Source organism: Paludibaculum fermentans (assembly GCF_051172195.1).
GTDB classification, from domain to species: domain Bacteria; phylum Acidobacteriota; class Terriglobia; order Bryobacterales; family Bryobacteraceae; genus Paludibaculum; species Paludibaculum fermentans_A.
In genome coordinates, this window is the sequence record NZ_JBPJAQ010000001.1 from 1,532,538 (window position 1) to 1,558,996 (window position 26,459).

25 protein-coding genes are annotated in these 26,459 nt (G+C 62.8%); 15 read left to right on the forward strand and 10 right to left on the reverse strand.

What is annotated here, in order from left to right:
* The first annotated feature begins 92 nt into the window (after positions 1 to 92).
* Positions 93 to 380 (forward strand): hypothetical protein, encoded by a 288-nt coding sequence (locus ACR9Y2_RS06185; RefSeq protein ID WP_435040181.1) that lies wholly within the window; start codon positions 93 to 95, stop codon positions 378 to 380.
* A 63-nt stretch (positions 381 to 443) separates the two neighbouring features.
* Here ACR9Y2_RS06185 and ACR9Y2_RS06190 read toward each other — a convergent pair whose 3' ends face one another.
* The gene (locus ACR9Y2_RS06190; protein ID WP_435040182.1) at positions 444 to 1,100 is read right to left on the reverse strand and encodes a MarC family protein; all 657 of its coding nucleotides are present in this window, start codon (positions 1,098 to 1,100) and stop codon (positions 444 to 446) included.
* A gap of 172 nt (positions 1,101 to 1,272) precedes the next feature.
* On the opposite strand from ACR9Y2_RS06190, the gene ACR9Y2_RS06195 reads away from it, so the two are divergent.
* Both ACR9Y2_RS06195 and ACR9Y2_RS06200 read left to right on the forward strand, forming a co-directional pair.
* A complete protein-coding gene (locus ACR9Y2_RS06195) occupies positions 1,273 to 3,456 on the forward strand; it encodes a hypothetical protein (protein WP_435040183.1) in 2,184 nt (727 codons plus the stop codon).
* Positions 3,457 to 3,501: 45 nt separating this feature from the next.
* Positions 3,502 to 3,795: a YXWGXW repeat-containing protein gene (locus tag ACR9Y2_RS06200; RefSeq protein ID WP_435040184.1), complete on the forward strand. Its 294-nt coding sequence runs from the start codon at positions 3,502 to 3,504 to the stop codon at positions 3,793 to 3,795.
* 336 nt (positions 3,796 to 4,131) lie between these two features.
* On the opposite strand, the gene ACR9Y2_RS06205 is transcribed toward ACR9Y2_RS06200, so the two are convergent.
* Both ACR9Y2_RS06205 and ACR9Y2_RS06210 read right to left on the reverse strand, forming a co-directional pair.
* Positions 4,132 to 4,689 (reverse strand): DUF4136 domain-containing protein, encoded by a 558-nt coding sequence (locus ACR9Y2_RS06205; RefSeq protein ID WP_435040185.1) that lies wholly within the window; start codon positions 4,687 to 4,689, stop codon positions 4,132 to 4,134.
* A gap of 564 nt (positions 4,690 to 5,253) precedes the next feature.
* Positions 5,254 to 6,261 carry an alpha/beta fold hydrolase gene (locus tag ACR9Y2_RS06210; protein WP_435044824.1) on the reverse strand — a complete coding sequence of 336 codons (1,008 nt, stop codon included), beginning with the start codon at positions 6,259 to 6,261 and terminating at the stop codon, positions 5,254 to 5,256.
* Between the two features lie 263 nt (positions 6,262 to 6,524).
* Here ACR9Y2_RS06210 and ACR9Y2_RS06215 point away from each other — a divergent pair, with 263 nt between their 5' ends.
* A complete protein-coding gene (locus ACR9Y2_RS06215) occupies positions 6,525 to 8,168 on the forward strand; it encodes a GMC family oxidoreductase (RefSeq protein WP_435040186.1) in 1,644 nt (547 codons plus the stop codon).
* A gap of 116 nt (positions 8,169 to 8,284) precedes the next feature.
* Here the strand turns inward: ACR9Y2_RS06215 and ACR9Y2_RS06220 are convergent, their stop codons facing one another.
* On the reverse strand, positions 8,285 to 8,548 hold the full coding sequence (locus ACR9Y2_RS06220; protein WP_435040187.1) for a UBP-type zinc finger domain-containing protein: 264 nt from the start codon (positions 8,546 to 8,548) through the stop codon (positions 8,285 to 8,287).
* 377 nt (positions 8,549 to 8,925) lie between these two features.
* Between ACR9Y2_RS06220 and ACR9Y2_RS06225 the strand changes: the two genes are divergently transcribed.
* The 5 genes from ACR9Y2_RS06225 (at position 8,926) to ACR9Y2_RS06245 (ending at position 12,987) form a co-directional block, all read left to right on the forward strand.
* Complete coding sequence (locus tag ACR9Y2_RS06225; protein WP_435040188.1) at positions 8,926 to 10,071, forward strand: esterase; 1,146 nt, start codon at positions 8,926 to 8,928, stop codon at positions 10,069 to 10,071.
* Positions 10,072 to 10,124: 53 nt separating this feature from the next.
* Positions 10,125 to 11,054 (forward strand): amidohydrolase family protein, encoded by a 930-nt coding sequence (locus ACR9Y2_RS06230; RefSeq protein ID WP_435040189.1) that lies wholly within the window; start codon positions 10,125 to 10,127, stop codon positions 11,052 to 11,054.
* A gap of 70 nt (positions 11,055 to 11,124) precedes the next feature.
* A complete protein-coding gene (locus ACR9Y2_RS06235) occupies positions 11,125 to 11,616 on the forward strand; it encodes an arsinothricin resistance N-acetyltransferase ArsN1 family A (RefSeq protein ID WP_435040190.1) in 492 nt (163 codons plus the stop codon).
* Positions 11,617 to 11,670: 54 nt separating this feature from the next.
* Positions 11,671 to 12,546, forward strand: coding sequence for a KPN_02809 family neutral zinc metallopeptidase (gene ypfJ / locus ACR9Y2_RS06240; protein ID WP_435040191.1), 876 nt, complete (start codon positions 11,671 to 11,673; stop codon positions 12,544 to 12,546).
* A gap of 12 nt (positions 12,547 to 12,558) precedes the next feature.
* Complete coding sequence (locus tag ACR9Y2_RS06245) at positions 12,559 to 12,987, forward strand: NIPSNAP family protein (protein ID WP_435040192.1); 429 nt, start codon at positions 12,559 to 12,561, stop codon at positions 12,985 to 12,987.
* A 71-nt stretch (positions 12,988 to 13,058) separates the two neighbouring features.
* Here the strand turns inward: ACR9Y2_RS06245 and ACR9Y2_RS06250 are convergent, their stop codons facing one another.
* The gene (locus tag ACR9Y2_RS06250) at positions 13,059 to 13,415 is read right to left on the reverse strand and encodes a DUF937 domain-containing protein (protein WP_435040193.1); all 357 of its coding nucleotides are present in this window, start codon (positions 13,413 to 13,415) and stop codon (positions 13,059 to 13,061) included.
* Positions 13,416 to 13,457: 42 nt separating this feature from the next.
* On the opposite strand from ACR9Y2_RS06250, the gene ACR9Y2_RS06255 reads away from it, so the two are divergent.
* Both ACR9Y2_RS06255 and ACR9Y2_RS06260 read left to right on the forward strand, forming a co-directional pair.
* A complete protein-coding gene (locus ACR9Y2_RS06255; RefSeq protein ID WP_435040194.1) occupies positions 13,458 to 14,351 on the forward strand; it encodes a serine hydrolase in 894 nt (297 codons plus the stop codon).
* 9 nt (positions 14,352 to 14,360) lie between these two features.
* Positions 14,361 to 14,681, forward strand: a complete 321-nt coding sequence (locus ACR9Y2_RS06260) for a ComEA family DNA-binding protein (RefSeq protein WP_435040195.1) — start codon at positions 14,361 to 14,363, stop codon at positions 14,679 to 14,681.
* Positions 14,682 to 14,686: 5 nt separating this feature from the next.
* Here ACR9Y2_RS06260 and ybaK read toward each other — a convergent pair whose 3' ends face one another.
* A complete protein-coding gene (gene ybaK / locus ACR9Y2_RS06265) occupies positions 14,687 to 15,172 on the reverse strand; it encodes a Cys-tRNA(Pro) deacylase (RefSeq protein WP_435040196.1) in 486 nt (161 codons plus the stop codon).
* A gap of 24 nt (positions 15,173 to 15,196) precedes the next feature.
* Here ybaK and ACR9Y2_RS06270 point away from each other — a divergent pair, with 24 nt between their 5' ends.
* Together ACR9Y2_RS06270 and ACR9Y2_RS06275 are read left to right on the forward strand one after the other, a co-directional pair.
* Positions 15,197 to 16,048 (forward strand): sugar phosphate nucleotidyltransferase, encoded by an 852-nt coding sequence (locus ACR9Y2_RS06270; protein WP_435040197.1) that lies wholly within the window; start codon positions 15,197 to 15,199, stop codon positions 16,046 to 16,048.
* Entirely contained in the window at positions 16,045 to 19,371 is a 3,327-nt protein-coding gene (locus ACR9Y2_RS06275) for a UTP--glucose-1-phosphate uridylyltransferase (protein WP_435040198.1), read from the forward strand. Before ACR9Y2_RS06270 ends, ACR9Y2_RS06275 begins: the two co-directional genes overlap by 4 nt.
* Positions 19,372 to 19,377: 6 nt before the next feature.
* Here ACR9Y2_RS06275 and ACR9Y2_RS06280 read toward each other — a convergent pair whose 3' ends face one another.
* From ACR9Y2_RS06280 to ACR9Y2_RS06290, 3 genes are read right to left on the reverse strand one after another with little or no spacing between them, the layout of a single operon-like run.
* Positions 19,378 to 20,034 (reverse strand): class I SAM-dependent methyltransferase, encoded by a 657-nt coding sequence (locus ACR9Y2_RS06280; RefSeq protein WP_435040199.1) that lies wholly within the window; start codon positions 20,032 to 20,034, stop codon positions 19,378 to 19,380.
* A 2-nt stretch (positions 20,035 to 20,036) separates the two neighbouring features.
* Positions 20,037 to 20,354, reverse strand: a complete 318-nt coding sequence (locus ACR9Y2_RS06285) for a copper-binding protein (RefSeq protein ID WP_435040200.1) — start codon at positions 20,352 to 20,354, stop codon at positions 20,037 to 20,039.
* A gap of 7 nt (positions 20,355 to 20,361) precedes the next feature.
* Positions 20,362 to 21,531 carry an acyl-CoA dehydrogenase family protein gene (locus ACR9Y2_RS06290; RefSeq protein ID WP_435040201.1) on the reverse strand — a complete coding sequence of 390 codons (1,170 nt, stop codon included), beginning with the start codon at positions 21,529 to 21,531 and terminating at the stop codon, positions 20,362 to 20,364.
* A 73-nt stretch (positions 21,532 to 21,604) separates the two neighbouring features.
* Between ACR9Y2_RS06290 and ACR9Y2_RS06295 the strand changes: the two genes are divergently transcribed.
* Positions 21,605 to 23,329: a tetratricopeptide repeat protein gene (locus ACR9Y2_RS06295; RefSeq protein ID WP_435040202.1), complete on the forward strand. Its 1,725-nt coding sequence runs from the start codon at positions 21,605 to 21,607 to the stop codon at positions 23,327 to 23,329.
* Entirely contained in the window at positions 23,313 to 25,127 is a 1,815-nt protein-coding gene (locus tag ACR9Y2_RS06300; protein WP_435040203.1) for a hypothetical protein, read from the forward strand. The genes ACR9Y2_RS06295 and ACR9Y2_RS06300 overlap by 17 nt, the downstream gene beginning before the upstream one ends.
* Here the strand turns inward: ACR9Y2_RS06300 and ACR9Y2_RS06305 are convergent.
* Positions 25,124 to 26,431 (reverse strand): efflux RND transporter periplasmic adaptor subunit, encoded by a 1,308-nt coding sequence (locus tag ACR9Y2_RS06305; protein ID WP_435040204.1) that lies wholly within the window; start codon positions 26,429 to 26,431, stop codon positions 25,124 to 25,126. The genes ACR9Y2_RS06300 and ACR9Y2_RS06305 overlap by 4 nt on opposite strands.
* Between the last annotated feature and the right edge of the window lie 28 nt (positions 26,432 to 26,459).

Here is a 26,459-nt window from a genome sequence, read left to right on the forward strand (position 1 = left end):
AAGCGGCGTGATCACTTTGGGGACCTTCCAGCCACTTCTCTGATAGAGCCGCCGAGGCCGAACGATCTACACATAGCGAGGACAATACTTCGATGAAAACCCGCCTTCTTCTTTGGGGACTCCTGCTGGCCGCCGCCGGCTTTGAGGCCGGCCGCCTGGCTGCACCCCTGTCGCAGGTACGAGCCGATTACGAAATGCCACAGGTCGACGTCCGCCCGGTGGGCGCCGGCAGCAATCTGGTAGTTTATTACCCCAGCCTCAAGAAGATGTTCTTCTACCAGCCCTTCGCAGGCCAGCCCACCTGGGGGTGCCAGTATGCGATTCAGCTCAGCACCCCAGGAGGCACGGTGGAAAGAAGCCAGTGCGAGTCTGGCCAGTAACCGGGGGGGGCGGCCCGGCTGCGTTGTTGAACCCGTCTGATCAGATTGCGAGAGGTCCGGGCACTACGGACGGCGTAGCGCCACCGCCAGCCCGTTCCAGAGGATCTGCAAGCCCAGGGCGAACAGGACGAACGAGGAAAGCCGGTTCAGGATCTCGGTGCCGGTGCTGCCCAGCAGCTGTTCCAGGCGGTGTGCATTGTGATACACGATCCACACCACCAGGGACAGGACCAGCATGCCCAAGGTAGACGCCATCATCATCCCAATGCCGTTGCTGTTTAAGTGGGCGCCCAGGCCGATCGCCGTCGAGATGGATCCGGGTCCCACGGTCAGGGGCAGCGTCAGCGGATAGAACGCGCGCGTCAGCGGTGCCTGCACAGGCGTCTCCTTGACTGCCGTGTCGTCGACCGGGCTCTCGTGCCGCAGGAGTTCCCAACCTGTGTGCGCGATCACCATCCCGCCGGCCACCTGGACCACATTCAGGGAAATCCCGAAGAAAGCCAGGATCTTCACGCCCAGGAAGAGTGAGCTGACCAGCAGCAGTAATCCGTACAGGGCAACCTTACGGGCCAGGGTCTCCTGTATATCGCGTGGATATTGCCGCACGAATGCCTGGAAGATGGGGGCGCTCCCCACGGGATTGACCAACGGCAGCAGCGCCACGAACGAAACCGACGCGGCCTTGGCCAGCTCCAGAAAAAGTAGTTTGTCTCCCAGCATTCAGTGCCTCCCCTTTGCCTTTTCGCCCGAAACAGGCGGCGGCGAACCGTTCATTTCAGGAGGGGGCGGAAGGCATCAGGATCTGATCAACCGAGCGCCCGGAAAAACAGAAGCCTGCGTCTGATCACTTCCACCGCGCCACCACCCCCTGAATCAGTGGGAGTGCATCCAAGTGAAGTTTCCTAGATTGAGAATGAGCGCGGCTGCCTGTCTGGCCTGCCTGGCGCTGGCCGTGGCTGGCCCGGCAAGGGCCAACGATGCCGGGTGGCCCCGCATCGTCCATGACGGCAGTACGGAGATCATCGTCTATCAGCCCCAGCCCGACTCGCTCGACGGCGTTACGCTGCAGAGCCGCGTCGCGGTTTCCATCAAACGGCCGCAGGACCAGCAACCGGTATTCGGCGCCCTCTGGGTGGCTGCTACCCTCAGCACCGACCGGGATCGCGACATAGCCGAAGTGAGATCGGTCCAGGTGCTCCGCACGCGGTTCACCGGGATCCCTGACGGTGACCTGCAGGGCATCGTCAGCTTCCTGGAGAAGGCGGTCCCGCGCTGGGATCTCTCCCTCTCGCTCAGCAGGCTGCGCGCGACGCTCCAACCGGTGGACTCCGGCGGAGACCCGGGCTATCGCAACGACCCGCCGCGCATCGTCATCGAGAACCGGCCGGCGCTGCTCCTGCTGCTGGACGGCCCCCCTCGCTTCCAGGAAACCGGCAAAAAGGATTTGCAGGTGGTCGCCAATACAGCGCTGCCTGTTATCTTCGACACCAAACATAAGGAATACTGGCTGTCGGGTTCCAGCGTCTGGTTCACTACGCGCGACCTCCTGCAGGGCGAATGGAAGGCTGTCGACAGTGCCCCATCCTCCATCCAGGATCTGGTGAAGGAGTCCAATCCCCAGGCCTCGCCGGGCGTGGAGGGCCAGAATACCGCGTCAGCCGGCCAGTTGCGCTTGGCCCGGATCGTGGTCGCGACCGAACCGACTGAACTGGTGGTGGTGCAGGGCGCCCCCAACTACGCGCCGCTGGCCGGCGGCGACATTCTCTACGTCAGCAACTCAGAGAGCGACATCTTCCTGGAAGTGGCGACGCAGCGCCATTTCCTGCTGATCTCCGGGCGCTGGTACGCGGCGCCGTCCCTCCAAGGGCCCTGGGCCTTCATCACCCCCGACACCTTGCCGAAGGGCTTCGCCCTGATCCCCGAGAACTCGCCCAAGGCCAACGTCCTGGCGTTCATTCCCGGCACCGACCGCGCGAAGGATGCGCTGATGGATAACGTCATCCCGCAGACCGCGGAAGTCTCCCGGAGCAATGTCAAGATCGATGTCGCCTACGACGGGGAACCCCGGTTCTCACCTATTCAGGGCACCACGATGTCCTATGCGGTGAACACGCCGTCGCAGGTGATCCAGGCCGATGGGAGGTACTTCGCCTGCGAAGGAGGAGTCTGGTACTCCGCACCCACGCCGTCCGGCCCCTGGCAGGTCTCGGATGTGCGGCCTACGGCGATTGACCGCATTCCGCCCAGCAGCCCCGTCTATAACACGCGGTATGTCTACATCTACGATTCGACGCCCGATGTCGTGTATGTCGGCTATCTGCCCGGTTACCGCTGGTCGCTGCCTTACCGCGGGGTGATTGTCTACGGGACCGGTTGGCACTATCCGGGCTGGTATGGCACCGTCTACTATCCCCGCCCGGCGACCTGGGGTTTCGCTGTGCGGTACAACCCGTGGGCCGGTTGGAGTTTCGGCATGAGCTGGAACTCGGGCTGGCTGGGGCTCTCCGCCCGGTGGGGCTCGGGCTGGGGCGGCTGGGGTCCGGCCTATCCGGGTCCGTATCGTCACTACAACGGCGGATGGTTTGGTCCGGGCGGGTATCGCCCGCCGCGCCCGCCCGATTGGCGTCCTCCCTACCGGCCGATTGGTCCGCAACCTTACCCCGGCCCTCGGCCGTGGGCCGGCCCTGGTGGCAACATCTACAACCGGCCCGGCCAGCCCGGGATTCGTCCGCAGCCCTATCTGCCTGCTCGTCCCCCTGCCGGCGAAGATCCGCTGCGGCCCGTGCCCATGCGGCCCGACCCCGGCCGGCCGAACAACGTTTACGTCGACCACAACGGGGATCTGCACCGCAATACCGGCGGAGGCTGGCAGCGGAGAGATGGCGGAAACTGGTCGCCCGAACGGCCGTCCCCAACACCGCGCGCCGTGCAGCCCGAACGTCCGCGCCAGTTTCCAGGCCCGCGCGTGGAACCGCGAGGCTCCGGCAGCGAGGACGAGCGCAGGAGCCGCGAACGCGGAGCCGGCATGGCCGGACCCGGCTTCCCCAGAGGCGGCGGCCGGCGCGGCTCGCGCTAACCGCCGTCCCCATTGGAATTGAAACAGACAGTAAGGAGAATTCGGATGAAACGCTTGTTATCAGTTGGCTTCTTTGCGTTCGCGATGCTCGCCGGCGCTGCCGAGGTGAGCGTCAGTGCTCGCTTCGGCCCGCCACCCCCGCCACCCCGCGAAGTAATTGTTGTGCGGCCCGGACCGCGCCATGTCTGGGTCCCCGGCCACTACTTCTGGGATGGCCGGCGCTATGTCTGGGCCAGCGGGTACTGGACGGTCCCGCCGCGCGGGCGGGCGGCCTGGACTCCCGGACGCTGGGAGCGCCGGAATGGAATGCACATCTGGGTGGAGGGGCGCTGGCGCTAGATCCAGTGGCCCAAAACAGGAAGACGCGCTCGTGCGATGCATGGGCGCGTCTTCGTTTTTGAACTCCTCATGGCCCATTCGGAAGACCCTGCCGGCGTCCGCCGCGATTCCGGGTCCAGTTGCGCCTGTGGAGATCAAGGGGGGAGCCTCATGTGGGTGGTGGTGTCGCCAGCAATACGCTGCTGGCCGAACGCCTACGGGCTGGTCGAACGAGGGAGACGGAGCGGATCCGGCGGTGGGTGATCGTCAACAAGCCGCTCTACTTCTACCAGCGGCCGCAACAGACGGGGGGAAAAGATCGGGAGCCGGAGAGGCGGCTCCCGATCGAGGCAACTGTCAGGACTGCTTCTTCACCGGGGGCGGGAAGTTCTTCAGCAGTTTCTCCGCGCCGGCCTGAATGGTCTTCTGCCACTTTTCCGGCTTCATGTTGGGATCCAGGGTCTTCGACGCGACGCCCCGCCAGACCAGTTCGTGCTTCTCCCGGTCGTAGATGTCGAGGGCAAACTCGCCCACCCGGATGGTGGAGGTCTCAGCAGTCGTGATGCCCGGACCGTAGCCGGACCAGCGGCGTCCCCAACCACGCCCATAGCCCCAGCCGGTGTCGAAGGAGGTGATCTGCTTCTCGTTGCGTGTCGACGGCTCGTAGACCAGCAGCAGGTCGGTGCGTCCTTCTTCCTGCCGGACAAGGCCTTTCTTAGTCATCTCGGCGTCTACTGCATCACGCAACTGGCGGTCGGTGATGGAATCCAGCTTCTCCGCCGCCCGGCTCTGGCCCCATTTGTAGGTCTTGTACTGGCTGAAGTCGGTGCCGTTGGCATAGTTGTACCGGACATCCTGCGCGAAGCCCGCCGTGGTGAGGCAGGTCAGCGCCAAAATCGTATTTCTGAGTTTCATGGATTCGCTCCTGTTGATGTGGGCGCCTTTCTCGCGCCTTCACCTGTATCTGGGGCGATTCGGGGGATGAAACTGATCACGACGGAACTGCTTACTTGAAGGAAGTCTGTTTCCGGTGCAGGATACTAAGCCGGATGGAACAACTCGTCGAGCCATACATCGGGTGGTATGAAGTTGCGTAGAAAGCGCTGGCTTTCAGGTACAGCTCGCGTGCGCTGTGGATGCACCCCTTTTGTTCGGCTTCGAAGGCATCCGCCTCCAGGCGCGCTGCAACCGAAGCCGAGAGGCCAAGTGCCGAATCCGTCGTAGAGGTCATTCTTGAAGAGGTAACCCACTGGTCTGTCCTTAGTCGAGGCATTGCCCGCATTCACTCAGTGATGGGATTGCGGCAGGAACTGATCATGCAGATCCTGGGAGTCTGCGCGTCGACACATTAATGCCCGAAGGACTAGTTCCGCATCGATATGACAGGGGTTTCCCGGCAGCCCGGGCTTTGAGTGGCGGAAGGCGATCGGGATCTCCGCTCTTCACGAGAGCCGCATGGCCGAGCCCTTACGGGCTTGGTTATGTTCGACGAGCCTCCGCGGCGACATCGAGCACGGCCTGGGCGAACACCTGCGGCGCCTCCTGTGGCAGGTTGTGACCGATACCCCCGCCGGCGACGCGGTGACGGTACCAGCCGGTGAACTTCTTCGAGTAGACCGCGGGATCCGGGTGCGGTGCGCCGTTCGCATCCCCTTCCAATGTGATCGTGGGAATAGTGATGGCCGGGGCTGCAGCGAGCCGCTTTTCCAGCGCATCATATTTCGACTCGCCATCGGTCAAGCCCAACCGCCAACGATAGTTGTGGATGACGATGGCGACATGGTCGACGTTGTCGAAAGCCGCGGCGCTGCGATCGAACGTAGCATCGTCAAATCGCCACTTGGGCGAGGCCGTCTGCCAGATGAGCCGCGAGAATTCCTTCCTGTACTTTTCATAGCCCGCCTGTCCCCGTTCTGTCGCGAAGTAGAACTGGTACCACCAGGCGAGTTCGGCTTGCGGTGGCAGTGGGGCGCGATTCCCTTCCTGGCTGCCGATTAAATATCCGCTGACCGACACAAGAGCCTTCGTGCGTTCCGGCCATAGCGCGGCAACAATGTTGGCGGTGCGCGCGCCCCAATCAAAGCCGCCGAGAATTGCCTTGTCGATCTTGAGGGCATCCATCAGGGCAATTGTGTCGACGGCGAGGGCGGCCTGCTGTCCATTGCGAGGGGTCTCAGCCGAAAGAAAGCGCGTTGCGCCATAGCCACGCAGGTAAGGAACCACTACGCGGTAACCGGCCGATGCCAACAGGGGCGCCACATCCGCATAGCTGTAGATGTCGTATGGCCAGCCGTGAAGGAGCACGACAGCCTGGCCATCGGATGGGCCGGCCTCGACATAAGCGACGTTTAGCACGCCGGCGTCAATTGTCTTCAGCGCGCCAAATGCCGGCGCGGCCCGAAGCGGCCGGCTCGCCAGCAACCCGCCTCCGGCGGTCAGGCCCGCGGCTGCGAGCAGATGCCGCCGTGAGACGGGTTCCTGATTCATTCCATTCATAGCCAATCTCTCCTGGTTGAACTGCATACCTGGATTAAGAGGGCAAGCAATTGGCCATTCCTAAACTGCTGAAACGGCAACGACTCCGCTGATCCTGGCTGACGGCCGCTCAGCAGAAAGACGAACTACCGTCAGTGCCCAACACTCGCGTCCCAGCACTTTCAGTGCCTTGCGATTGGCATGTCCATTGCCCATACCAATGGATCGCGGCCAGGCGCAGGGGCGTCGTAGTCGAGCTGCGGCGAAGGAATCTTATGCATACCTCGAATGCTCTCGAATTGAACTTTGCGGAACGCGTGCGCGACAACCAGGGCCGGTTACGGTCGTCACTGAAGCGGGTGTATGACTTCATCGTTTGCGGATCCGGGTCGTCCGGCTCGGTGGTGGCGCGCCGCCTGGCTGAAAATCCGGGCGTCGACGTTCTGCTGCTCGAAGCCGGAGGTGAGGATGATGCGCCAGCTGTGACCCACGCGGATCAGTGGCCGCTGAATCTTGGTAGTGATCGCGATTGGAGCTTTCACGGAGAACCAAACGCACATGTCAACGGCAGGTCCATTCCGTTTTCCATGGGCAAGGTACTAGGCGGTGGATCGAGTATCAACGTCATGGTTTGGGCGCGCGGGCACAAAACCGACTGGGATCGATTTGCCTCCGAAGCTAACGATGCGGCATGGAGCTACAACTCCGTGCTCGACATCTACCGTCAAATAGAGGACTGGCAGGGCGCGCCCGACCCGGCGTATCGCGGCACAGGCGGGCCCGTCTTCGTGCAACCTGCTCCCCAACCGAATCCCCTCGCACCGGCCACGGTGGATGCCGCCCAAGCTGCCGGACTGCCCTCTTTTCCGAACGCCAACGGCTTCCTGATGGAATCGGCCCGAGGCGCATCGATTACGGATGTGCGAGTGCGGGACGGAAAGCGCCAGTCCATCTTTCGTTCCTACGTCTACCCGGTGATGGACCGATCGAACCTCACCGTGCTCCCGCAGGCGCTGGTGACGCGTGTGATCTTCGAGGGCAAGCGCGCGGCTGGTGTCGAGTTCGTTTATGACGGCAGAACGCATCGCGTGGCTGCTGCGGCTGAGATTGTGCTCTCGCTCGGTGCGATCCAAACGCCTAAACTGCTGGTGCAGTCCGGGATCGGCGATGCGGAAGATCTGCGGCGGTTGGGGATTCCGATCGTCCAGCATCTGCCGGGTGTGGGTCGCAACTTCCAGGACCATGTCGCATTCGATTGCGTCTGGGAATACCCAGAGGCGATCGCGCCGCGGAATAACATGTCCGAAGCCATTCTTTTCGCAACCACCAGCGCTGGGATGGAAGCTCCGAACCTCTTTGTGTGCCAAGCCGAGGTTCCGAAATCGACAACAGAGAATGCCAAACGCTTCGGGTTGCCGACAGCGGGATGGACCCTCTTCGGCGCGGTCGCGCACCCAGAGAGCCGCGGGCGCCTGCGCGTCACTGGACCTCGTCCTGAGGATCCCGTGCTCATCGAGGCCAACACTCTCGCTGAGCCCGCTGACCTGCGGGCGGCGATTCAGTGCATCGAACTCTGCCGTGAAGTTGGGAACGCCGCGCCGCTCCGTCCGTATGTGAAGCGAGAGGTGATGCCCGGCAACCTGAAGGGTGCGGAGCTTGAGCGCTTTATCCGCGATGCCGCCACCAGCTACTGGCACGAGTGTGGAACCGCAAAGATGGGTCGCGACCCGATGTCTGTGGTCGCTGGCGATCTCAAGGTGTACGGCGTCGACAACCTGCGCATTGCTGACGCGTCGATCCTGCCTGCCCTGACAAGCGCGAACATCATGGCGCCTTGCGTAATCATCGGCGAACGGGCAGCCGCAGCGTTGGCAGGCGCGCACGCGTTAGGCGTCAGGCTTTCCGCCCGTACCGATTGATACCCAACCTCCCGATTCTCAACTCCAGGGCCTGCCGCGGAATGCCCAGTTTCGCGGCAGCACCCATCGAGCCAGAGGCGCACCCGTTACACTCGGCCAGCGCCGGCAATCACTCTTTATTCCCAGGCGACCTCATCAACGAAGCACCACTTCCATTTCTCGCCCGGCTCAAAGGACTGGATGACAGGATGGTGCGTGGTGTGGAAGTGCTTCGTCGCATGCTTGTGTTCCGAGTCGTCGCAGCAACCGACGTGTCCACAGGTGAGGCACAACCTCAAGTGGAGCCACTCATCTCCCAGCTTGAGGCATTCCTCACAGCCGTTTGTTCGCGGCTTGACCGCATTGACCTGGTCCAGGTGTGAACAAGTTGATCGGTACATTTTCCCCTCACTGGCATTTTCTCCGGATTTGCTTTCACCTCGGCCTGCTGAGGCCGACTGGGTCCAGGCAACCTAGGCCCTTGGAACTCATTGCCTTGCTCCGCAGCGAAGGAGCTGCGGCGTGACACGCATGCCACTCCTGCCTGACTGAGCGTTGCAATTTCCTGGCCGCTGCGCACCCAATCTGGACATATCTATGACCCCGGGGCGGATCGTACTCACAGAGATTCAGAAGCGGCCATCTGCGCGGAGCGCTCGTGGTTCAAATGACGGACAGTTTCGACACGACTGACGGTATTCGGTTCCAGCGTCAGCGGGCCGTCTCGCCTCCTGGTTTGACTCCATCCATTGAAGGGTATGAAATTGGACCACCCTCCATGAGCAGGATGACACTCGCTTTCATATTCGCGGTGGTCGCCTTCGCGCAACCAGCCGTCCGCCGCATCATCTCGCCGGAAATCCTACCTGACCACCGCATTACATTTCGTATCAGTGCGCCCAAGGCCGCGGAAGTTGTTTTGCGCTTCAGCGAAGCCGGAACGCAACCAAATCCCATGACCAAAGGGGAGGATGGCGTCTGGAGCGTCACGATCGGTCCGGTTGAGCCCGAAATCTATACATATTCTTTCCTCGTCGACGGAGTGAAGATGATCGATCTCGCCAATCCGATCGCCAAGGTGGGCGCCACGATTGATGCCAGTGTTGTCGAGATTCCGGGCGTTCCGCCCCGCTTCGATCAGGTGCAGGACGTCCCGCACGGTTCGATAGACATCCTCACCTACCCGTCCGCGATCAGCAGGACCCAGCGCGGCGTCTATGTTTATGTGCCTCCGGAGTATTACACGCAGCCGGCGAAGCGCTTCCCCGTGCTCTACCTGTGGCATGGAGGAGGCGGCGCCGAGCTGGATTGGAGCCGCGATGGCCGTGCCGGCGTCATCGTGGACAACCTGATTGCAGCGAAGAAGGCCGTGCCGATGCTGATTGTCATGCCGAACAATGTCAGCGGCGCACCCGCGCCTGGCGTGATGCCTGCCGTTCCGGCGACCCCCGCTGGACCGGGCACAGCCAACTACCCGCTGCTCAAACGCGAACTTCTGGAGGAGCTCATCCCCTTTGTGGCGGGCCACTTCCGGACAGTGGAGAACCGCGAGAACCGTGCCATGGCGGGGCTATCCGCCGGTGGCGGGACGACGATGAATGTCGGCCTGACGAGCCTCGATTCGTTCGCCTGGATCGCCGAGTTCAGTTCCGGGATCTTTGGCGGAGTGGCGAGCTACGGCCCGTTCGACATAGAAAAGATCGCACCCGGCTTCTACAGCGATCCGGCGGCCATTAACAGGAAGCTGAAATTGTTCTACATGTCATGCGGCACGGAAGATCCGCGCATGCCCTTCCAAAAGAAGGCCTTGCAAGACTTTCAGGCGCATCAGCTCAAGGTGACCTTCGCGGAGTTCCCCGGCGCACACGAATGGAAGGTCTGGAGGCATTCCCTGGCTGACCTTGCGCCTCGCCTGTTCCGCTAGCGGCGCGCCCGGCGGATTTTCGCCTTATACTGAATCGCTATCGAGGCGACTCCATGCAACGCAGAAACTTCCTGGCCACGCTCCTGCCCGCTGCCGCGGCTTCGCGGTTGACGGCCCAACCGGAACAATCGTGGGGCGGTCCTGTGCTCGATACTCACCTTCATCTGCGGGCCGATGCCGACGCCTGCTTCACACACATGCGCGGCTGCGGCGTGACGAATGCCGTGCTGCTGACGCCGGCGGCCGACCAGCAGCGGGCCAAGGCGGAAATGGCCCGGAGGCCCGGGCACTTCGTCCGCTCGGTGCGGATCGACCCCTCGTTGGCTGAGTCCGGCCAACTTCTGCGAGACTCCCTGCGCGACGGCGCGGTGAGCATCGGCGAGTTGAAGTTCCACCTGGCTCTGGATTCCAAGGAAATGCGCCGCGTGTATGACATTGCGGCCGAGTTCCAAGTGCCGGTGATGATGCACATCCAGAACTTCCCCCATTTCGCGGGCGAACTGCCGTACAACACCGGCTACCCGGAGTTCGATAAGGTGCTCCGCGCCTACCCACGCACCACGTTCATCGGCCATGGGGACCTGTTCTGGGCCCACATCAGCGCCGACGTCCCGACCGACCGCGGCTATCCCGCAGGCCCGGTCAAGGCTGGAGGGCTGACAGACCGCTGGTTATCCGATTTCCCGAACCTGTACGGGGACCTGTCCGCGAACTCGGGGAACAACGCACTCTCGCGAGATCCCGAGTTTTCGCGCGGCTTCCTCAGCAGGCATAAAACCAAGCTGATCTTTGGCAGCGACTGCAGCTGTTCCGACGGTAACGGCGCAGGAGTCTCGCAGAACAACAACCCCGAGGCAAGCCGCCTGGCGGGCAAATGTGTGGCACGCGAAACCCTGACGCTGCTGCAGCGGCTGGCCTCGTCGCAGGTGTTTCGAGCAGTCACGTGGGAGAACGGGGTCAAGCTCTTCAAGGTCCGGACGTAGTGGACGCGCGGGGCAGTGCGCCCGGCCGGTACATGCGCCAAGGCCCGCTCTGCCGCGTTACACTGCGCAAATGACAGCCCGTCCGGCCGTACCTGCCGACTCCGCGGCCATTGCCCGCATCTATAACGAAGGCATCGAGGACCGCGTCGCTACCTTCGAAACCAGGCCCCGGACCGAGCAGGACATCCGGGCGTGGTTCGATGGCGTACATCCCGTCGTCGTGGTGGAGGCCGATGACGGGATCGTCGCTTTCGCCGCCACTTCCACCTATCGGCCGCGCGACTGCTACAGCGGGGTCGCCGAGTTCTCCGTCTACGTTGCGCGGTCCGGGCGGGGCCACGGAGCCGGCCGGACGGCCATGCTGGCGCTTCAGGACGAGGCCGGGAAGGCTGGGTATTGGAAGCTCCTTTCCCGTGTGTTCACCGACAACCGGGCGAGCCTGGGCCTGCTGGACTCCCTGGGGTTCCGCCAGGTGGGCATCTATGAGAAGCACGGCAAGCTCGACGGCGTCTGGCGCGATGTGGTCATCGTCGAACTCCTGCTTGCCGGCAATTGCCGTTGAGTCCTGCTCAGTGGCAGACTTGGGGAATCGAGGACAGGCAAGGAGGAATCGGGCATGCGTTGGACACCTGGTGGCACAAGTGACGACATCGAGGATCGCCGCGACGACGGTGGCGGTGGCGGCGGTGGTGGAGGTGGAGGCTTCGGCGGCTTCCGTTTAGGCCTGGGCGGCATGTTGGTGCTTGGCGTGTTGAGCCTGGTCTTCAAGACCGATCTCCTCAGCCCGTTCCTGGGCCTCAGCCGCGGTGGGTCGCCAGCCGTCAGCCGCGGCGCACCCGACACTGCACGCACGAAGAGCGAACAGCCCCTGGTGGAATTCGTCTCCTTCGTTCTCAATGACAACCAGAAGACCTGGTCCCAGATGCTCTCCTCAGAGGGCAAGACTTACCAGAAGGCGAAACTCGTACTGTTCCGCGACACAGTAGACTCGGCTTGCGGCATGGCCGAGTCGGCGACAGGCCCTTTCTATTGCCCGGGCGACTCGAAGCTCTACATCGATCTCGGCTTCTTTGACGAACTCCGCACCAAGTTCGGTGCACCTGGAGAGTTCGCGGAAGCCTACGTCGTTTCTCACGAGATCGGCCACCACATTCAGAACCTCCTCGGAATCGAGGCGCAGGTGCGTTCCGCCCAGCGCCGCAATCCGGCCCTGCGCAACCCGCTTTCCGTGAAGATGGAACTGCAGGCCGACTGCTTCGCCGGAATCTGGGGTCACAGCACCAATGAACGCGGCATCCTGGAACAGGGCGACGTCCAGTCCGGCCTCGGCGCGGCCGCCGCTGTCGGCGACGACCGGCTGCAGAAAGCGGCCAGCGGCCACGTCTCGCCCGAATCATTCACTCATGGCAGTTCGGCCGAACGCATGGAGTGGTTCCAGCGGGGATACAATTCAGGGAAGCTCTCGGCGTGCAATACCTTCGCCAAGGACTGATCAGGCCCAGCTATGAAATACCAAACTCCACTCCTCACTCTCGCCATTGCCGCCCTCGCTGCCACAGCCGGTTGGATGGCACGCGGCATCCCCGCATCCGCGGCGGAAACTCACGTTTATGAATTGCGGACCTATCACTGCGAGCCGGGCAAGCTGCCTAACCTGCTGGCCCGCTTCCGCGACCACACCGTCAAACTTTTCGAAAAACACGGCATGAAGAACGTCGGCTACTGGGTGCCGGCCGATGGTCCCGAGCACGAGAACACGCTCATCTACATCCTCGAACACAAGAGCCGTGATGCCGCCAAAGCCTCATGGGACGCCTTCCGCAACGATCCCGAGTGGAAGAAGGTCCGGGAAGCTTCTGAAGTCAGCGGCAAGATTGTTACCAAAGCCGATTCGGTCTACATGGACCCCACCGACTACTCCAAACTCCGCTAGCCCCAGAAACAGCGACGGCTCCGGTGGCCCCAATGGGGCGGCCGGAGCCGTTGTTTTTCGGAAGACCGTTCCTATTCCTTCTGCATGAACTTCTGGGCCATGCCCAGCACGTCATCCAGCGCGGACCCGTCTTTATCCTGATCCAGCATCGAGGTCACCGTGTCCAGCAACCCACCGCCCCCGCCGCCCTGCTGCCCACCTAGAAACGAACCGAGCAGCGGAGCCAGTTGCTGCAGCAACCCGCTGTCCAGACCGGTAGTCTCCGCCGCCTGGGCCGCCGCTTCTTCGTGGCCCGCGCCACCCTGCAGCGCCGGCAGCAGCGCACCCACTGCCGAATTGACCTGACTCTCGTCCAGGCCGAACTGGCCGGCCAACTGGCGGACCATGTCCCCGCTTCCGCCTTGCAGGACGTTCTCCAGAAGATCCATGATGTGAAAAACCGCTCCTTTCACCCGAGGACCCATCATCACATGAGACGCCGCAATTTTCTATCTCTACCTGCTGTAGCGCTGGCCCCGTCGAAAGATCTGGAAAACGCCATCCGCCGCGACATGTTGGGCGTCGATGCCGAGGTCTCGCTCTACGCCAAAAACCTTGAAAACGGCCAATCTTTCGGCTTGCGCGAGAACGCCCGCGTCCGCACCGCCAGCACCATCAAACTCCCCATCATGGCGGCCGTATTCAACAAAGTCGCCCGGAGCCAACTCCGCTGGGATCACCCCGTGCTACTGCGCGAGTCCGACAAAGTCTCCGGCTCTGGTGTACTGCATGAGTTTTCCCCGGGTCTCCGCCTGCCGCTGCGCGACGTCGTGAACGTGATGATCGTCGTCAGTGATAACACCGCCACTAACCTCATCCTTGACCTCATCACCGCCGACGCAGTCAATGCCTTTCTGGACACCCTCGGGTTGAAACAGACCCGCAGCATGCGCAAGGTGCGCGGCGACGGCAATCAACTCAAAGCGCCCTCCGGTTGGAGCAAAGCCGGGCAACTCGAAGAGAACAAGCGCTTCGGCATCGGTTCGACCACTCCACTCGAGATGGTGACCCTGCTGGAACGGCTGGAAAAGGGCGAGGTTGTGAACCCTGCCTCCAGTCGCGCCATGCTCGACATCCTCAAGCGGCAGCAGTTCAAAGACGGCATCGGCCGCCGCATGGGCACGCTGGCGGTCGCCAGCAAGTCGGGAGCACTCGATGCACTGCGCTCCGACGTCGGCATCGTGTATATGCCGAAGGGCCGCGTCGCGCTGGCCATCACAGTGGATGGCCTGAAACAGATCGACGAAAGTCAGGATAATCCCGGCCTTCTGCTCATCGCTCGCGCCGCTCAAACCCTTTGCCGGGGACTGACAGGCATGCTATAACTGTCCGCTATGAAGCTCTTCCGTCTCATCCCCGTAGCGATAGTGGCCTTGTCGCTAGCATTCGGCCAGGGGGCCGCTAAGAAGGCTGCCGACGCCAAAGCAGCGGTCAAATCCGCAGCCGCGGCGCCTGCCAAGGCTGCCGAATTGCTCGACATCAACACCGCCTCGGTAGACTCCCTCAAGGCCCTGCCCGGCATCGGTGACGCCTACTCCGGCAAAATCGTCAAAGGCCGCCCCTACAAGCGGAAGGATGAACTTGTCCAGAAGAGCATCCTGCCCCAGGCGACCTACGACAAGATCAAAGACCTGATCGTCGCCAAACAGAAGTAACTGTCCTACTCCTTGTCCTTGGCGATCGGCGCGTAAATCGCATTGACGGCGCGGCGGTAATCCTCGGGCGCGAGCAGAATCTGCATGCCACGCTGCCCTGCTGAGATGGAAATGCGGTCATACAGTTGCGCGTACTCATCGAGATACACGGGATAGTCTTTCTTTGCTGCGATCGCCGTAACGCCGCCCCGGATATAGCCGGTCAGTGGCTGCACTTCTTTCAAGGGGACCGTATCCGCCTTGCGGTCCCCCATCGCCTTGGCCAGCGCCTTCAGGTCCAGGGCGGTGTTGCCGGGAATGACAGCCAGACACACGCCCGTCCTGTCACCGCGTGCGACCAGGGTTTTAAAGGTCTGCTCCAACGGAAACCCGATCTTCGCGGCAACGGTCTCCGCGGAAAGATCCTCCGGGTCCACTTCGTACTCGCGCACCTCGAATGAAATGCCCAATCCTTCCAGAAAACGTACAGCATTCGTCTTAGCGGCGGCCATCGTTACGATGGTACATAGGAAACTATGCGGATACGCAAAGCAGTAGTCACCGCGGCCTCCCCGGCGCAGCGTCGTCTGCCACTTCAGAATCTTGTCGATCGCGATGGCCAGGAGCGTAGCGTCCTCGGCATCCTGCTGGAAGAGATCGTCCGCGCTCGTGTGGAAGAGATCTGCGTCGTAGTCTGCCCCGGAGATGCCGGGAACTACGCTTCCATCACCGGCGACCACGCGGGCCGCGTGCGCTTCGTCGAACAGACTGAGCCCCGTGGCTATGGCCATGCCATCCACTGCGCCCGTCAGTTTACCGCCGGTGAACCGTTCCTCCACCTGGTGAGCGATCACCTCTACGTCAGCCGCTCCCAGGCCAGTTGCGCGGCCGAACTCATTGAAGTCGCCGAAGCCGAAGACTGCTCGGTCTCCACCGTCCAGGCTACCCGCGAAGGCCACCTCAAGCAGTTTGGCGCCGTCGGCGGACAGCGCCTCGCCGGCCGCGATCGCCTCTACAAAGTAGACACTGTCCTCGAAAAACCCACGCCCACCGAAGCCGAGCAGCGCATCGTCGTGCCTGGCCTGCGCGCCGGCCACTACCTTTGTTTCTTCGGCATGCATGTGCTGACGCCCGGGGTCATGGCGATTCTCGAGGAACTGCTTGTCGAATCCTCCACTGGCGTCGTTACCCTCTCCGCGGCCTTGTCCGAACTGGCGCGGCGCGAACGCTACCTCGCCCTACAGATGACCCACCGCCGCTACGACCTGGGCGTCCGCTACGGTCTGCTCACCGCCCAACTTGCGCTGGGGCTGAGCGGCCGCGACCGCGATGAGATCCTCTCGCAACTGGTCGAGTTGATGGCCTTGCGGGAGACGGCCGCCAAATGAGCGAACTGGCTCGGATCATCCTCTCCACCGACCAGGAGAAACGCAATCGTTCCCTCGATTCCTTCTGCCGCGCAGCCTCGGCTGGGACCCTGCTGGGGGAATGTGAAGAACTCGAAGCCCTGCGGCGCGACAGCGACAATCTCTATACCCGAGTGCGCGCCCTGTTCTTTCTCTCCTCGGTCCACCGCATGTACCTCGCCGGCAAACCCGGCGTCGCTCCCCAGGGCCGCGTACCCTTCGACGGCTATACCCACCTGCTCCACCGCCGCTTCGAGGAGGCGATTCGCTGCTTTCTCGAGGCCCAACAGCAGCAGGGGCCCAATCAGGCCCTCAGCAGCGCCCTCGCCGCCACCTATCGCAGCCTCGCCTTTCAGAACCTTGCCGACCAGGTGCGCCGCAGCGTCCGCAGCGTGCGCGGCAACCAGTGGATGTTTCGTACCGGCCATCCCGCCGACTATCCGTTGCGCCTGCGCGCGGAACTCCTGCGGCCTGATGCCTCCACCGGAGTCTTTCCCGTCCTTCGCGAAGCCACGCCGGTCCGCATGGACCTCTCTCACAGCGGCTGGAGCGATATCTTTTTCCTGGGCATGGACTTTCCCGAGGGTGCCCGCGTCCTCAACACCTCCATCGATCTGGCAGTCCGCGGCAAAGCTGAATCCGCACCCAAGCCGCCTGTCGAATCCTACCTCCGCGTCATCGATGAACCCGTGCTGCGCCTGGCCAGTGTGGACCTCGGCGCCACGGCCGACATCACTTCCCTGGCCGAGGTCTTCGACTTCGGGCGGGACTACCTGGGCCTGTTGAAGGCCGCCATCATCGCCGCCGGTGTCGTCCCGCCGGGAATGGAAGGCTCGGGCCAATCCCTGGCAGACCTCCTGACGGCCCTTACTGGCCGCGCCGGCTACGGACTGGAAGTGACCAGCAAGGTCAACGATATTCCGAAAGGCTCGCGCCTCGCCGTCTCCACCAATCTGCTGGCTAGCCTGATTTCGGTCTGTATGCGCGCCACTGGCCAGATCCACTCCCTCACCGGAGGGTTGCAGGAGAGCGACCGCCGGCTGGTGGCCGCGCGCGCCATTCTCGGCGAGTGGCTGGGCGGCAGCGGAGGCGGCTGGCAGGATTCCGGTGGCGTGTGGCCTGGCATGAAGCTCATCGAGGGCGTCGTGGCTCGCGAAGGCGACGTGGAGTACGGCATCAGCCGCGGGTGCCTGTTGCCCCGTCATCGAGTCTTCCCCCTGGAGGAAATTACCGCCGAGACGCGCGATAAGCTCCAACAGAGCCTGGTCCTCGTGCATGGCGGCATGGCCCAGGATGTGGGCCCCATCCTCGAGATGGTCACGGAGAAATACCTGCTGCGCGGCGAGAAGGAATGGCAGGGCCGCCTGCAGGCCATCGAACTGCTCGACGAAATCATCGACTGCCTGCGTCGTGGCGACATCCGCGGAGTCGGCGCGTGTACCCAGCGCAATTTCGACGGGCCCATCCAAACCATCATTCCCTGGGCAGCCAACCAGTACACACTGCGCCTCATCGCCGGCGCACGGCAGGAGTTTGGAGACGATTTCTGGGGTTTTTGGATGCTCGGCGGCATGGCCGGCGGTGGCATGGGCTTCCTGTTCGCGCCAGAGGTGAAGCTTCGCGCGCAGCAACGCATGGCCGAGATAATGACCTCCGCGAAACGCTCCATGGATCGCGCCGTCCCCTTTGCCATGGAGCCCGTTGTCTACGACTTCACGATCAATGAACGCGGCACCTGGGCCGAACTGCTCACAGGCGAGGATAGCCTTCTGCCGCCAGCCTACTACGCCCTGCGTGTTCCGGAACTCATTCGCCGCGAAACACGCGAGCTCAGCCTCGCCCAGCGTGGCGACCTCATGGCCTTCGGTGAGGCCTGCCGCCACAAACCTGAGCTCGCCGGCATGGTACAGACACTCTTTGACCGGCTGCTGCCGCGCGATACGAACAAAGAAGGCGGCTCAGCACTCCCGCTCCAGCAACTACTGGAGGACTACGGTTTCGATCGCGTCCAGCACGAGAAGATCCGCGCGGACCTCCGCAGCGGCCGCATCGGGCTTGCCCAGAATCGCCTGCCCGTGAGCAGCCGCATCGAGGACGTCTCCCCTGCTGAAGTCACCGATGCCCGCCAGCCTTTGCCCGCTCGCCTGGTGGAACTTGGCGCCCAGGCCTTGGCGGACGGCGCCGTGGCTGTCATCTCTCTGGCGGGCGGCGCCGGCAGCCGCTGGACCAAGGGCGCCGGTGTCGTCAAAGCGCTCAACCCCTTCGTCATGATGGCCGGCCGCCACCGCAGCTTCGTCGAAATCCATCTCGCCAAATCGCGCCAGACGGCCCGCCGCTTTGGCCGCGCCATTCCGCACGTCTTCACTACCAGCTACCTCACCCACCCGCCGATGCAGCAATACCTGCGGGCCGCCGACAACTTCGGTTACCAGGGGCCGCTGCATCTTTCACCGGGCCGCATCGTCGGGTTGCGCCTGGTGCCCACGGCCCGCGACCTCCGCTTCGCCTGGCAGGAGATGCCGCAACAGGCCCTCGACGAGCAGAAGCAGAAGGTGCGTGACAGCGGCCGCGCCGCTCTGATGAATTGGGCGACGTCACTCGGTGAAGCTTCGGACTATACCGACAACTTGCCGCAGCAGTGCCTGCATCCCGTCGGACACTGGTACGAGGTCCCAAACCTGCTGCGCAATGGAACCCTGCGGCGCCTGCTGGAAGACCAACCCCGCCTGCGCTACCTCATGTTGCACAACATCGACACCATGGGCGTCTCGCTCGACCCCGGGTTGCTGGGCCTGCACATCGATTCCGGCGCCGCGCTCACCGCGGAGGTCATCGGCCGCGAGATCGAGGATCGCGGCGGAGGCTTGGCCCGTGTCGACGGCCGTGTCCGCCTCATCGAAGGCCTGGCGCTGCCCGACGAGAAACTTGAGTTTGAGCTGTCTTATTACAACAGCAACACCATGTGGATCAGTGTGGATGCACTGCTGCGTGTGTTCCAGTTGACGGTGGGCGATCTTGCCGATGATGCGAAGACCGCCGTGGCAGTACGCAATCTCGCCGCCCGCATGCCCACTTACATCACCTTGAAGGACGTGAAAAAGCGTTGGGGCACCGGCCAGGAAGACATCTACCCGGTCACCCAGTTCGAAAAGCTATGGGGCGATATGACGGCCTTGCCGGAACTGCCGTGCCGCTACGCCGTCGTGCCGCGCAGCCGCGGCCAACAGCTCAAGGAAGTGGCCCAACTCGATGGATGGCTCTCAGATGGCTCGGCCGCCTACGCCGAAGCGCAGTGCGACTGGTAGCTGCAGCTACTCTTTCCGCGCCACCAGCCGGACAATGGGGGCTTTGCCTTCCGGTCCATTCGACCATTCCGCCTGCATGGTCCTGTCTTCATAGCGCAGGATCCGCAGGCGCTCGAAGGCGCGCACCAGTTGATTCGTCATATAGCCTGGAGGCCCGCCCGAAACCGGCCGCAGCCCCAGCGACTGCACGTCCGCGTGGTGTCCTTCCACAATCAGCAGTCCGCCCGGTTTCAGTGAGTCGATCAGCTTGCGTGCGTTCTTGATCGGCACCATGTGAACGTACATGCAGAGGATCAGGTCGTACTTGTCCCGTCCCAGATCCATCCGCTCGATGTCGCCGGCGCGGGCATCGAACTCCACTTTCAGTTTGGCCGCTTCCTGGCTCGCCTGCTTCACGGCCGCCGGCGAAATGTCGATACCTGTCACCTTCCAGCCTTTGCGCGCCAGGTAGATCGAGTTCCGTCCATTGCCCATGCCCACGTCCAGGGCGGAACCCGGCTTCAGGCTGGCCGTCGTCTCCAGCACCAGGGTGCTTGGGTTCACCGGCACCTTGGCATCCGGGCTGAGATAGATCTGATCCCAGCGCGCCGCTGGATTTCGATGCGTCTGCGCCGCCAGTAGACCCGAGGCTGCAATGAACAGATACACGAACGAAATGCGCATGATTACTCCACCGTAATGCCGGTCAGCCAGAAGAACATGTCGTTCACATTCACCGTGGCGCGGATCGTGGCGCCTGGTTTCAGCTTGCCGAATTCCTCGGCCGAGGGCACGGGGAATTCCATGGTCATGGCTTCCATCCAATCCCCGATCTTCTCATGCTTCACCACCACCACGCGATCTTCGGGCTTCAGGTTTACAACCACACCCTTCAGCTCGTATTTCTTCTTTGCCTCGCCGTAATCGAATCGGCTTTCGCCCTTCTTCGCACACCCGATGCACACCGCAGCCAGGGCGGCCGTCACAAAACTTCTACGCTTCATATTCTCCTCAGCGATAGGCCGGCAGACCCGTCACCCGCTCGCCGATCACCAGCGCATGGATATGGTCCGTGCCTTCATAGGTCTTCACCGTCTCGAGATTGCACATGTGGCGCATGATCGGATAATCGTCGATGATCCCGTTGCCGCCCAGCAGGTCGCGCGACAGCCGCGCACACTCCAGGGCAATGGTCACGTTATTCCGCTTCAACATCGAGACGTGCGCGAAGTCGAGCTTCTTCCCGTCCTTCAGGCGTCCGCATTGCATCGCCAGCAGTTGCCCTTTGGTGATCTCCGTGACCATCCAGGCCAGCTTCTCCTGCACCAGTTGATGCGTGGCGATCGGCCGGTCGTCGAACTGCTTGCGCACCAGCGTATACTGCCTCGCCGTCTCGAAGCAGTCCATCGCCGCGCCCAGCACACCCCACCCGATGCCATACCTTGCCTGCGACAGACAGCCCAACGCCGTCTTCAAACCAATCGCATTCGGCAGACGCTGCGACTCCGGAATCCGACAATCGTTGAACGCCAGCGACGACGTCACCGACGCCCTCATCGACAGTTTGCCGTGGATGTCGCTGGACGTGAACCCCGGCGTTCCCTTCTCCACCAGGAAGCCGCGTACCCCTTCTGAAGTGCGCGCCCACACCACGGCCACGCCGGCCGCCGTGCCGTTCGTGATCCACGTCTTCTCCCCGTTCAGGATCCAATCGTCTCCGTCGCGTTTCGCCGTGGTCGTCATGCCGCCCGGGTTCGATCCGAAGCCGGGCTCGGTCAGCCCGAAGCATCCGATCAACCGGCCCTCGGCCAGTGGCGGCAGGTACTTCTGACGCTGCTCCTCGCTGCCGTAGGTGTGGATGGGATACATCACCAGCGCACCTTGCACGCTGACGAAACTGCGCAGGCCCGAGTCGCCCCGCTCCAGTTCCTGCATGATCAGTCCATACTCCACGTTCGACAGGCCGGCACAGCCGTAGCCTTCGAGATTCGCTCCGAAGAAGCCGAGTTCGCCCATCTCCGGAATCAGTTCCGCCGGGAAGCGGCCCTGGTTGTAACAGTCCTTGATGATCGGGATCACCCGGTCTTCCGTAAACTGGCGCGCCGTCTGCCGGACCAGCTTTTCTTCATCGTTCAACAGGGAATCGATGTGAAGGTAATCTACACCCCGAAAGGGAGCCATATACCTCCATGTTAGTCCCTGAATATTCCCTGAGAGCCGTGTCGTCACGCCAACACTACTTTTTTAAATGCTCGTGTTCCTGTTGCTACTCTCGGACGCCTCCTGCGCCCTATGGCCGGCCGATCCGGCTACGGCAGCCTATACCTCACTGCGTGAGAACCGGCTCGACGCCGCCGTCTCCTCATTCCACCAAGCGCTGCCCTGCAACCCTGCCAACGCCCGCATTCGAAAAGACTTTGCTTACACGCTACTGCGCACCGGAGACCGCTTTGCCGCCCGCCGACAGTTCGAAGAGGCCCTGCGTCTCGACCCCACGGATGAGTCCACCGCTTTGGAGTCTGCGTTTCTGAGCTTCGAAACCGGCCAGCCTCGTGAAGCACGCCGTCTGTTCCTGCGCCTCAAGGAATCATCCGACCCCGGAATTCGCGCCAAGGCGGACATCGCCTTCGAAGGCATTGACGAGCCGCTGCGCACCGGCATCGCACGCTGGCAGGAGGCCCTGCGCCGCGCCCCCGGCCAGTGGTCCGCCCACGAAGAACTGGCTCGCCTGGCCGAGAAGCGGGACGAACTGGCGCTCGCCGCTGAGCATTTCGAAGAGGCTTGGCGCCGGCGCCCGGGTAACTCCGACCTCCTGCTGGATCTCGCCCGTATCTGGACAGAACAAGGCGAGACTGCGAAGGCCCGCGCCGCCCTGGTCTCCGCCTGGCGCACCGGCACACCCCGCGTGGCGGAATCGGCCCGTGAACAGATGCGCGGCGCTACACCCGCTGCCGGGGAACTGGCCCTGGCCGTACCTTCCTCCCCGGCCCAGCAGGACGATGCACCCGGTTTCGAGGCCAAGGAGATGGGGACCCGCTCGCTCGAAAACAGCTACCTCAACGACGCGCTCACCTATCTGACCCAGGCCTATCAACAGAATCCCGGGGACGCCGAGGTGCTCTACCAGCTTGGCGTCACCAACAACATGCTCCACCGCGACGCCGAGGCGCTACAGTGGTTCGGTCTCGCCCGCCGCTCAGATAGTCCCGCCGTGGCTTCCAAGGCCGCCCAGGCTTACTCCGCCTTGCGCGCCAGCCGCCCCGGCCTCCACTTCTCAGCCTGGTTCGTGCCCCTCTACTCCTCCCGCTGGGACGATGCCTTCCTCTACAGCCAGATGACCGCCGAGTATCGCCTGGGCCGCTCCATCTTCACCCCGTACGTCTCACTCCGCTTCCTGGGGGACACCCGCAGCGGGGCGAAATTCAATGCCTACACATACTTATCGGAAACCAGCATCATCGGAGCCCTCGGTCTGAAGGCCCGCCTCTTCCCGCGCGCCTATGGCTGGTTTGAAGCGGGGGAAGCCGTCAGTTACCTGGGCCACCGCCCGAATCAGGGCCTGGCCTCCCCGGACTACCGTGGCGGTCTCGCCTGGTCAAAGGGGTGGGGCCGTCTCTTCGGCGCCCCTGAATCGGGTTGGTTCACCGAAACGGCCCTCGACGGCGTCTATCTCCATCGCCAGCAGGACGACATGCTCCTGTATTCCCAAACGCAGTTTGGCTATACCCTCGCCAAAGACGAGCGAGGTCACCAGTTGATGGCCTATTGGAACTTCAACCTGACGGCCGATCGCCTGGGCGTCTCCTGGGCCAATTTTGCGGAGTTTGGACCCGGTTTCCGCGTCCACCTGCCGGGTATGCCGCACGGCATGGTACTCCGCTACGACATTCTATACGGCAAGCACACGATGCCCGCGGGCTTCCGAAATCCCGGCTACTGGGATATCCGGACTGGACTATGGTATGCGATATCTCATTAGTTTTCTGTTCTTTACGATGACCGTCTGGGGCTCGTGGCCGCGCCTGTTCCAGTCCCTCGGCCTTGACGCAGCCCACGTCTCCATTCTCGAGGGCGCCGTTCCCTCGGAGGGGTTCCAACCCGGCTCCACGACCGTCCAGGTCCGCAGCGTCACCGACCGCTTCGACCCCAGCCTCCAGATCGTATGGAAGCAGACGCTGGCCGTCCCGCGCTACGATTTGCCGCCGGAAGCGATCGTTTTCACCCGCGAACGCTGGACCGGCGCCCCGCTGGCGGCTGGCCTCCGGCGCGGCGCACAAATCATCTTCTGGACCGCGGTTCCAATCGGCGAACAGGGCTATGAGCGATTCCCCTATATCCCCCAGGCCTTGGCGGAATTAGGCCTGCATCCGCGCGTTGAGAGCCGCGGCTTGTGGGCGTTCTTCGACTCTTCCTACCGTCTGCGCGCCGATCCCGACTACCTGGCCGCCCGCTGGCGCTCTGGTGGAATCGCGGCCCTCCACATTGCCGCCTGGCATTACTGGGAGCCCGACCCCGAGCGCGACGCCTGGCTCGGCCGCCTGATAGAAGCCTGCCACCGCCATGCCATCGTGACCTATGCCTGGGTGGAACTGCCTCACGTCAGTGATCGTTTCTGGATCGATCATCCGGAATGGCGCGAGCAGACCGCCACCGGCCAGGATGCCCATCTCGACTGGCGTAAGCTGATGAATCTGAACAATCCGGACTGCACCGCATCGATTGATCAGGGCCTCCGCGCACTGCTTCAGCGGTTCGACTGGGATGGCATCAATCTGGGAGAGCTCTACTTCGAATCGCTGGAGGGCTATCAGAATCCGGCGCGGTTCACGCCTTTCAATGCCGAGGTACGCGAGGCGTTTCGCGAGAAGAACGGCTTTGATCCCAAGGAACTATACGACCCCCGCTCCAGGCGCTACCACGCTCGCGACGCCCGCCCGATGCGCCAGTTCCTCGACTATCGCGCCGAACTCGCTGCCCGGCTCCAAACCGATTGGCTCAACCGCATCGAAACCATCCGCAAGTCCAAGCCCTGGCTCGACCTCGCCTTCACGCACGTCGACGACCGCTTCGACCTCACCATGCGCGACAAGGTCGGCGCCGACGCCGCCCGCCTGTTGCCCGCCGCAGCCGCCCACAACGCCACTTTTCTGGTGGAGGATCCGGCCACGGTGTGGCACCTGGGGCCGGAGCGTTATGCGGAGATCGCCCGGCGCTATGCCCCAATCGCTACCGCCGGACAGCCACTCGCCATTGATATCAACGTGGTCGACCGTTACCAGGACGTCTACCCCACCAAACAGCAGACCGGGGCCGAGCTTTTCCAGTTGGTGCACAGCGCGGCGCACGCCTTCCCCCAAGTCGCCCTTTACTTCGAGAACTCGATTCTACCGGTGGATTGGCGTCTCCTGGCCGCCGCCGCTTCGCCTGCCACGCAAAGCACCGGCGGGGACACCCTCACCATACAGTCACCGCAGAGCATCGCCGTCACATGGACGGGGTGCGCACTGGTGAATGGAGAACCCTGGCGCATCCACCAGGACGGCCGCCTGCTCCTTCCCTCCGGGCCAAGCAAAGTGGAGGCGTGCGCACCTGGAAGCGATGCCCTGCCGCTGCTGCTCGATTTCAACGGTGGAATGGAAAAAGCCGTGGTCCATGACGGTCGTTTGACGGTCACTTACACGGCTCGAACCCGCGCGATTGCCATTTTGCCCGATGGTACCCCTCGCCTCTTGCCGGCGGGGCACCACACCATTACCTTGGGCGCCGTTGAACCTTAGTTCACCCGGACGACGTCGCCTTCTTTGACGCCCTCGAGAATGGCCACCTGTGTGCCGTTGTTCATGCCGAGGCGCACTTCGCGCCTCTCGAACGTATTCCCATTCTTGATGTACACATAGTTCTTGTCGCCGTTCTGCTCGACCGCTGATGCCGGAGCCGCCAGTACGTTATCGGCCTTGCCCAGCAGCACATCGGCCGAGGCGGAGAGGTCCGGAATCACGTTCTTGTCCGGATTCAGCATCTGCACACGGACGGGCACATTGCGGATGAAGAACTGCTGCCGTCCGCCGCTGGTCGCCAGCGCGCCAATCGCGTAAACCTTGGCCTCATAGTGAGATCCAGGGAATGCATCCAGGCTGACATTTGCCGATTGTCCGATGCGGAACGTGCTGCTCTCCGACTGGTTGATCTGGCCTTCCACCTGCATCGTGCGGGCATCGATGATCTTCATGATCGGCTGACCCGGCCGCACCTGGTCGCCCACGGCGAGCGTCACCTGGTCGCCGCCAGGCCGGAACATGGTCTGCAGCACCACCATCCCGTCCATCGGGGCCTTGATCACCATCTTTTGCAGATCGCCCTGCTGGCGCTCGGCATTGATGTCTTCAATCCGCTTGGTGATTTCCAGAATCCGCATATCGGACTTCTGGGAGGCAACTTTCTGCGGCACATCCGTCTGCTGTTCCTTGTACGCCGCTTCCGCTTCATCGACGGAAAGCTGCAGCAGTTCGCGGTCGATGTCCATGCGGATCTGGGTCGTACGGAAGTCGAGCTTCGCTTTGTCCACTGCCGCCTTCGCCTGCCGCAGTGACTGCTGCAGGTTCTCCATATCGAGTTCCTGCTCCACCCTGCGCTTCTTGATGTTATTCTCGTAATCCTTGATCGTGGCGATCTGGTCGTCCATGCGGTCCTTCATGGCCTGCGGGTCAAACTCGGCCACGACATCGCCCTTTTTGACAAGCGAACCCGAGCTCACCAGCTTCAACAGCACCATATTCGGGTCCACGCCACGAAACCGGATGCGCGGCGCAACAATGAAGGCATATTCACGGGCAGAGGTCTGGCCCGTCACCCTCAACCGCATCTCTATGTTGGACTTCTGGATAGGAGCTGTTTTGGCCACCGCCACAGCGGCCGCCTGTGCCTGCTGCGCCGGACGCACCACGTTCCAGTAATACGCACCACCACCCACCAGCGCCAGCAACCCCAATCCCCCCAGTATGTTAGGGAGAGGATTCGGCTTCTTGGGCGGCTCGCCCGTATACTTCGGCATCGGCAGCTGATCCGGGTTGGGGTTCGTCATCGCGGGCATACAGACACACTCAGCCTTT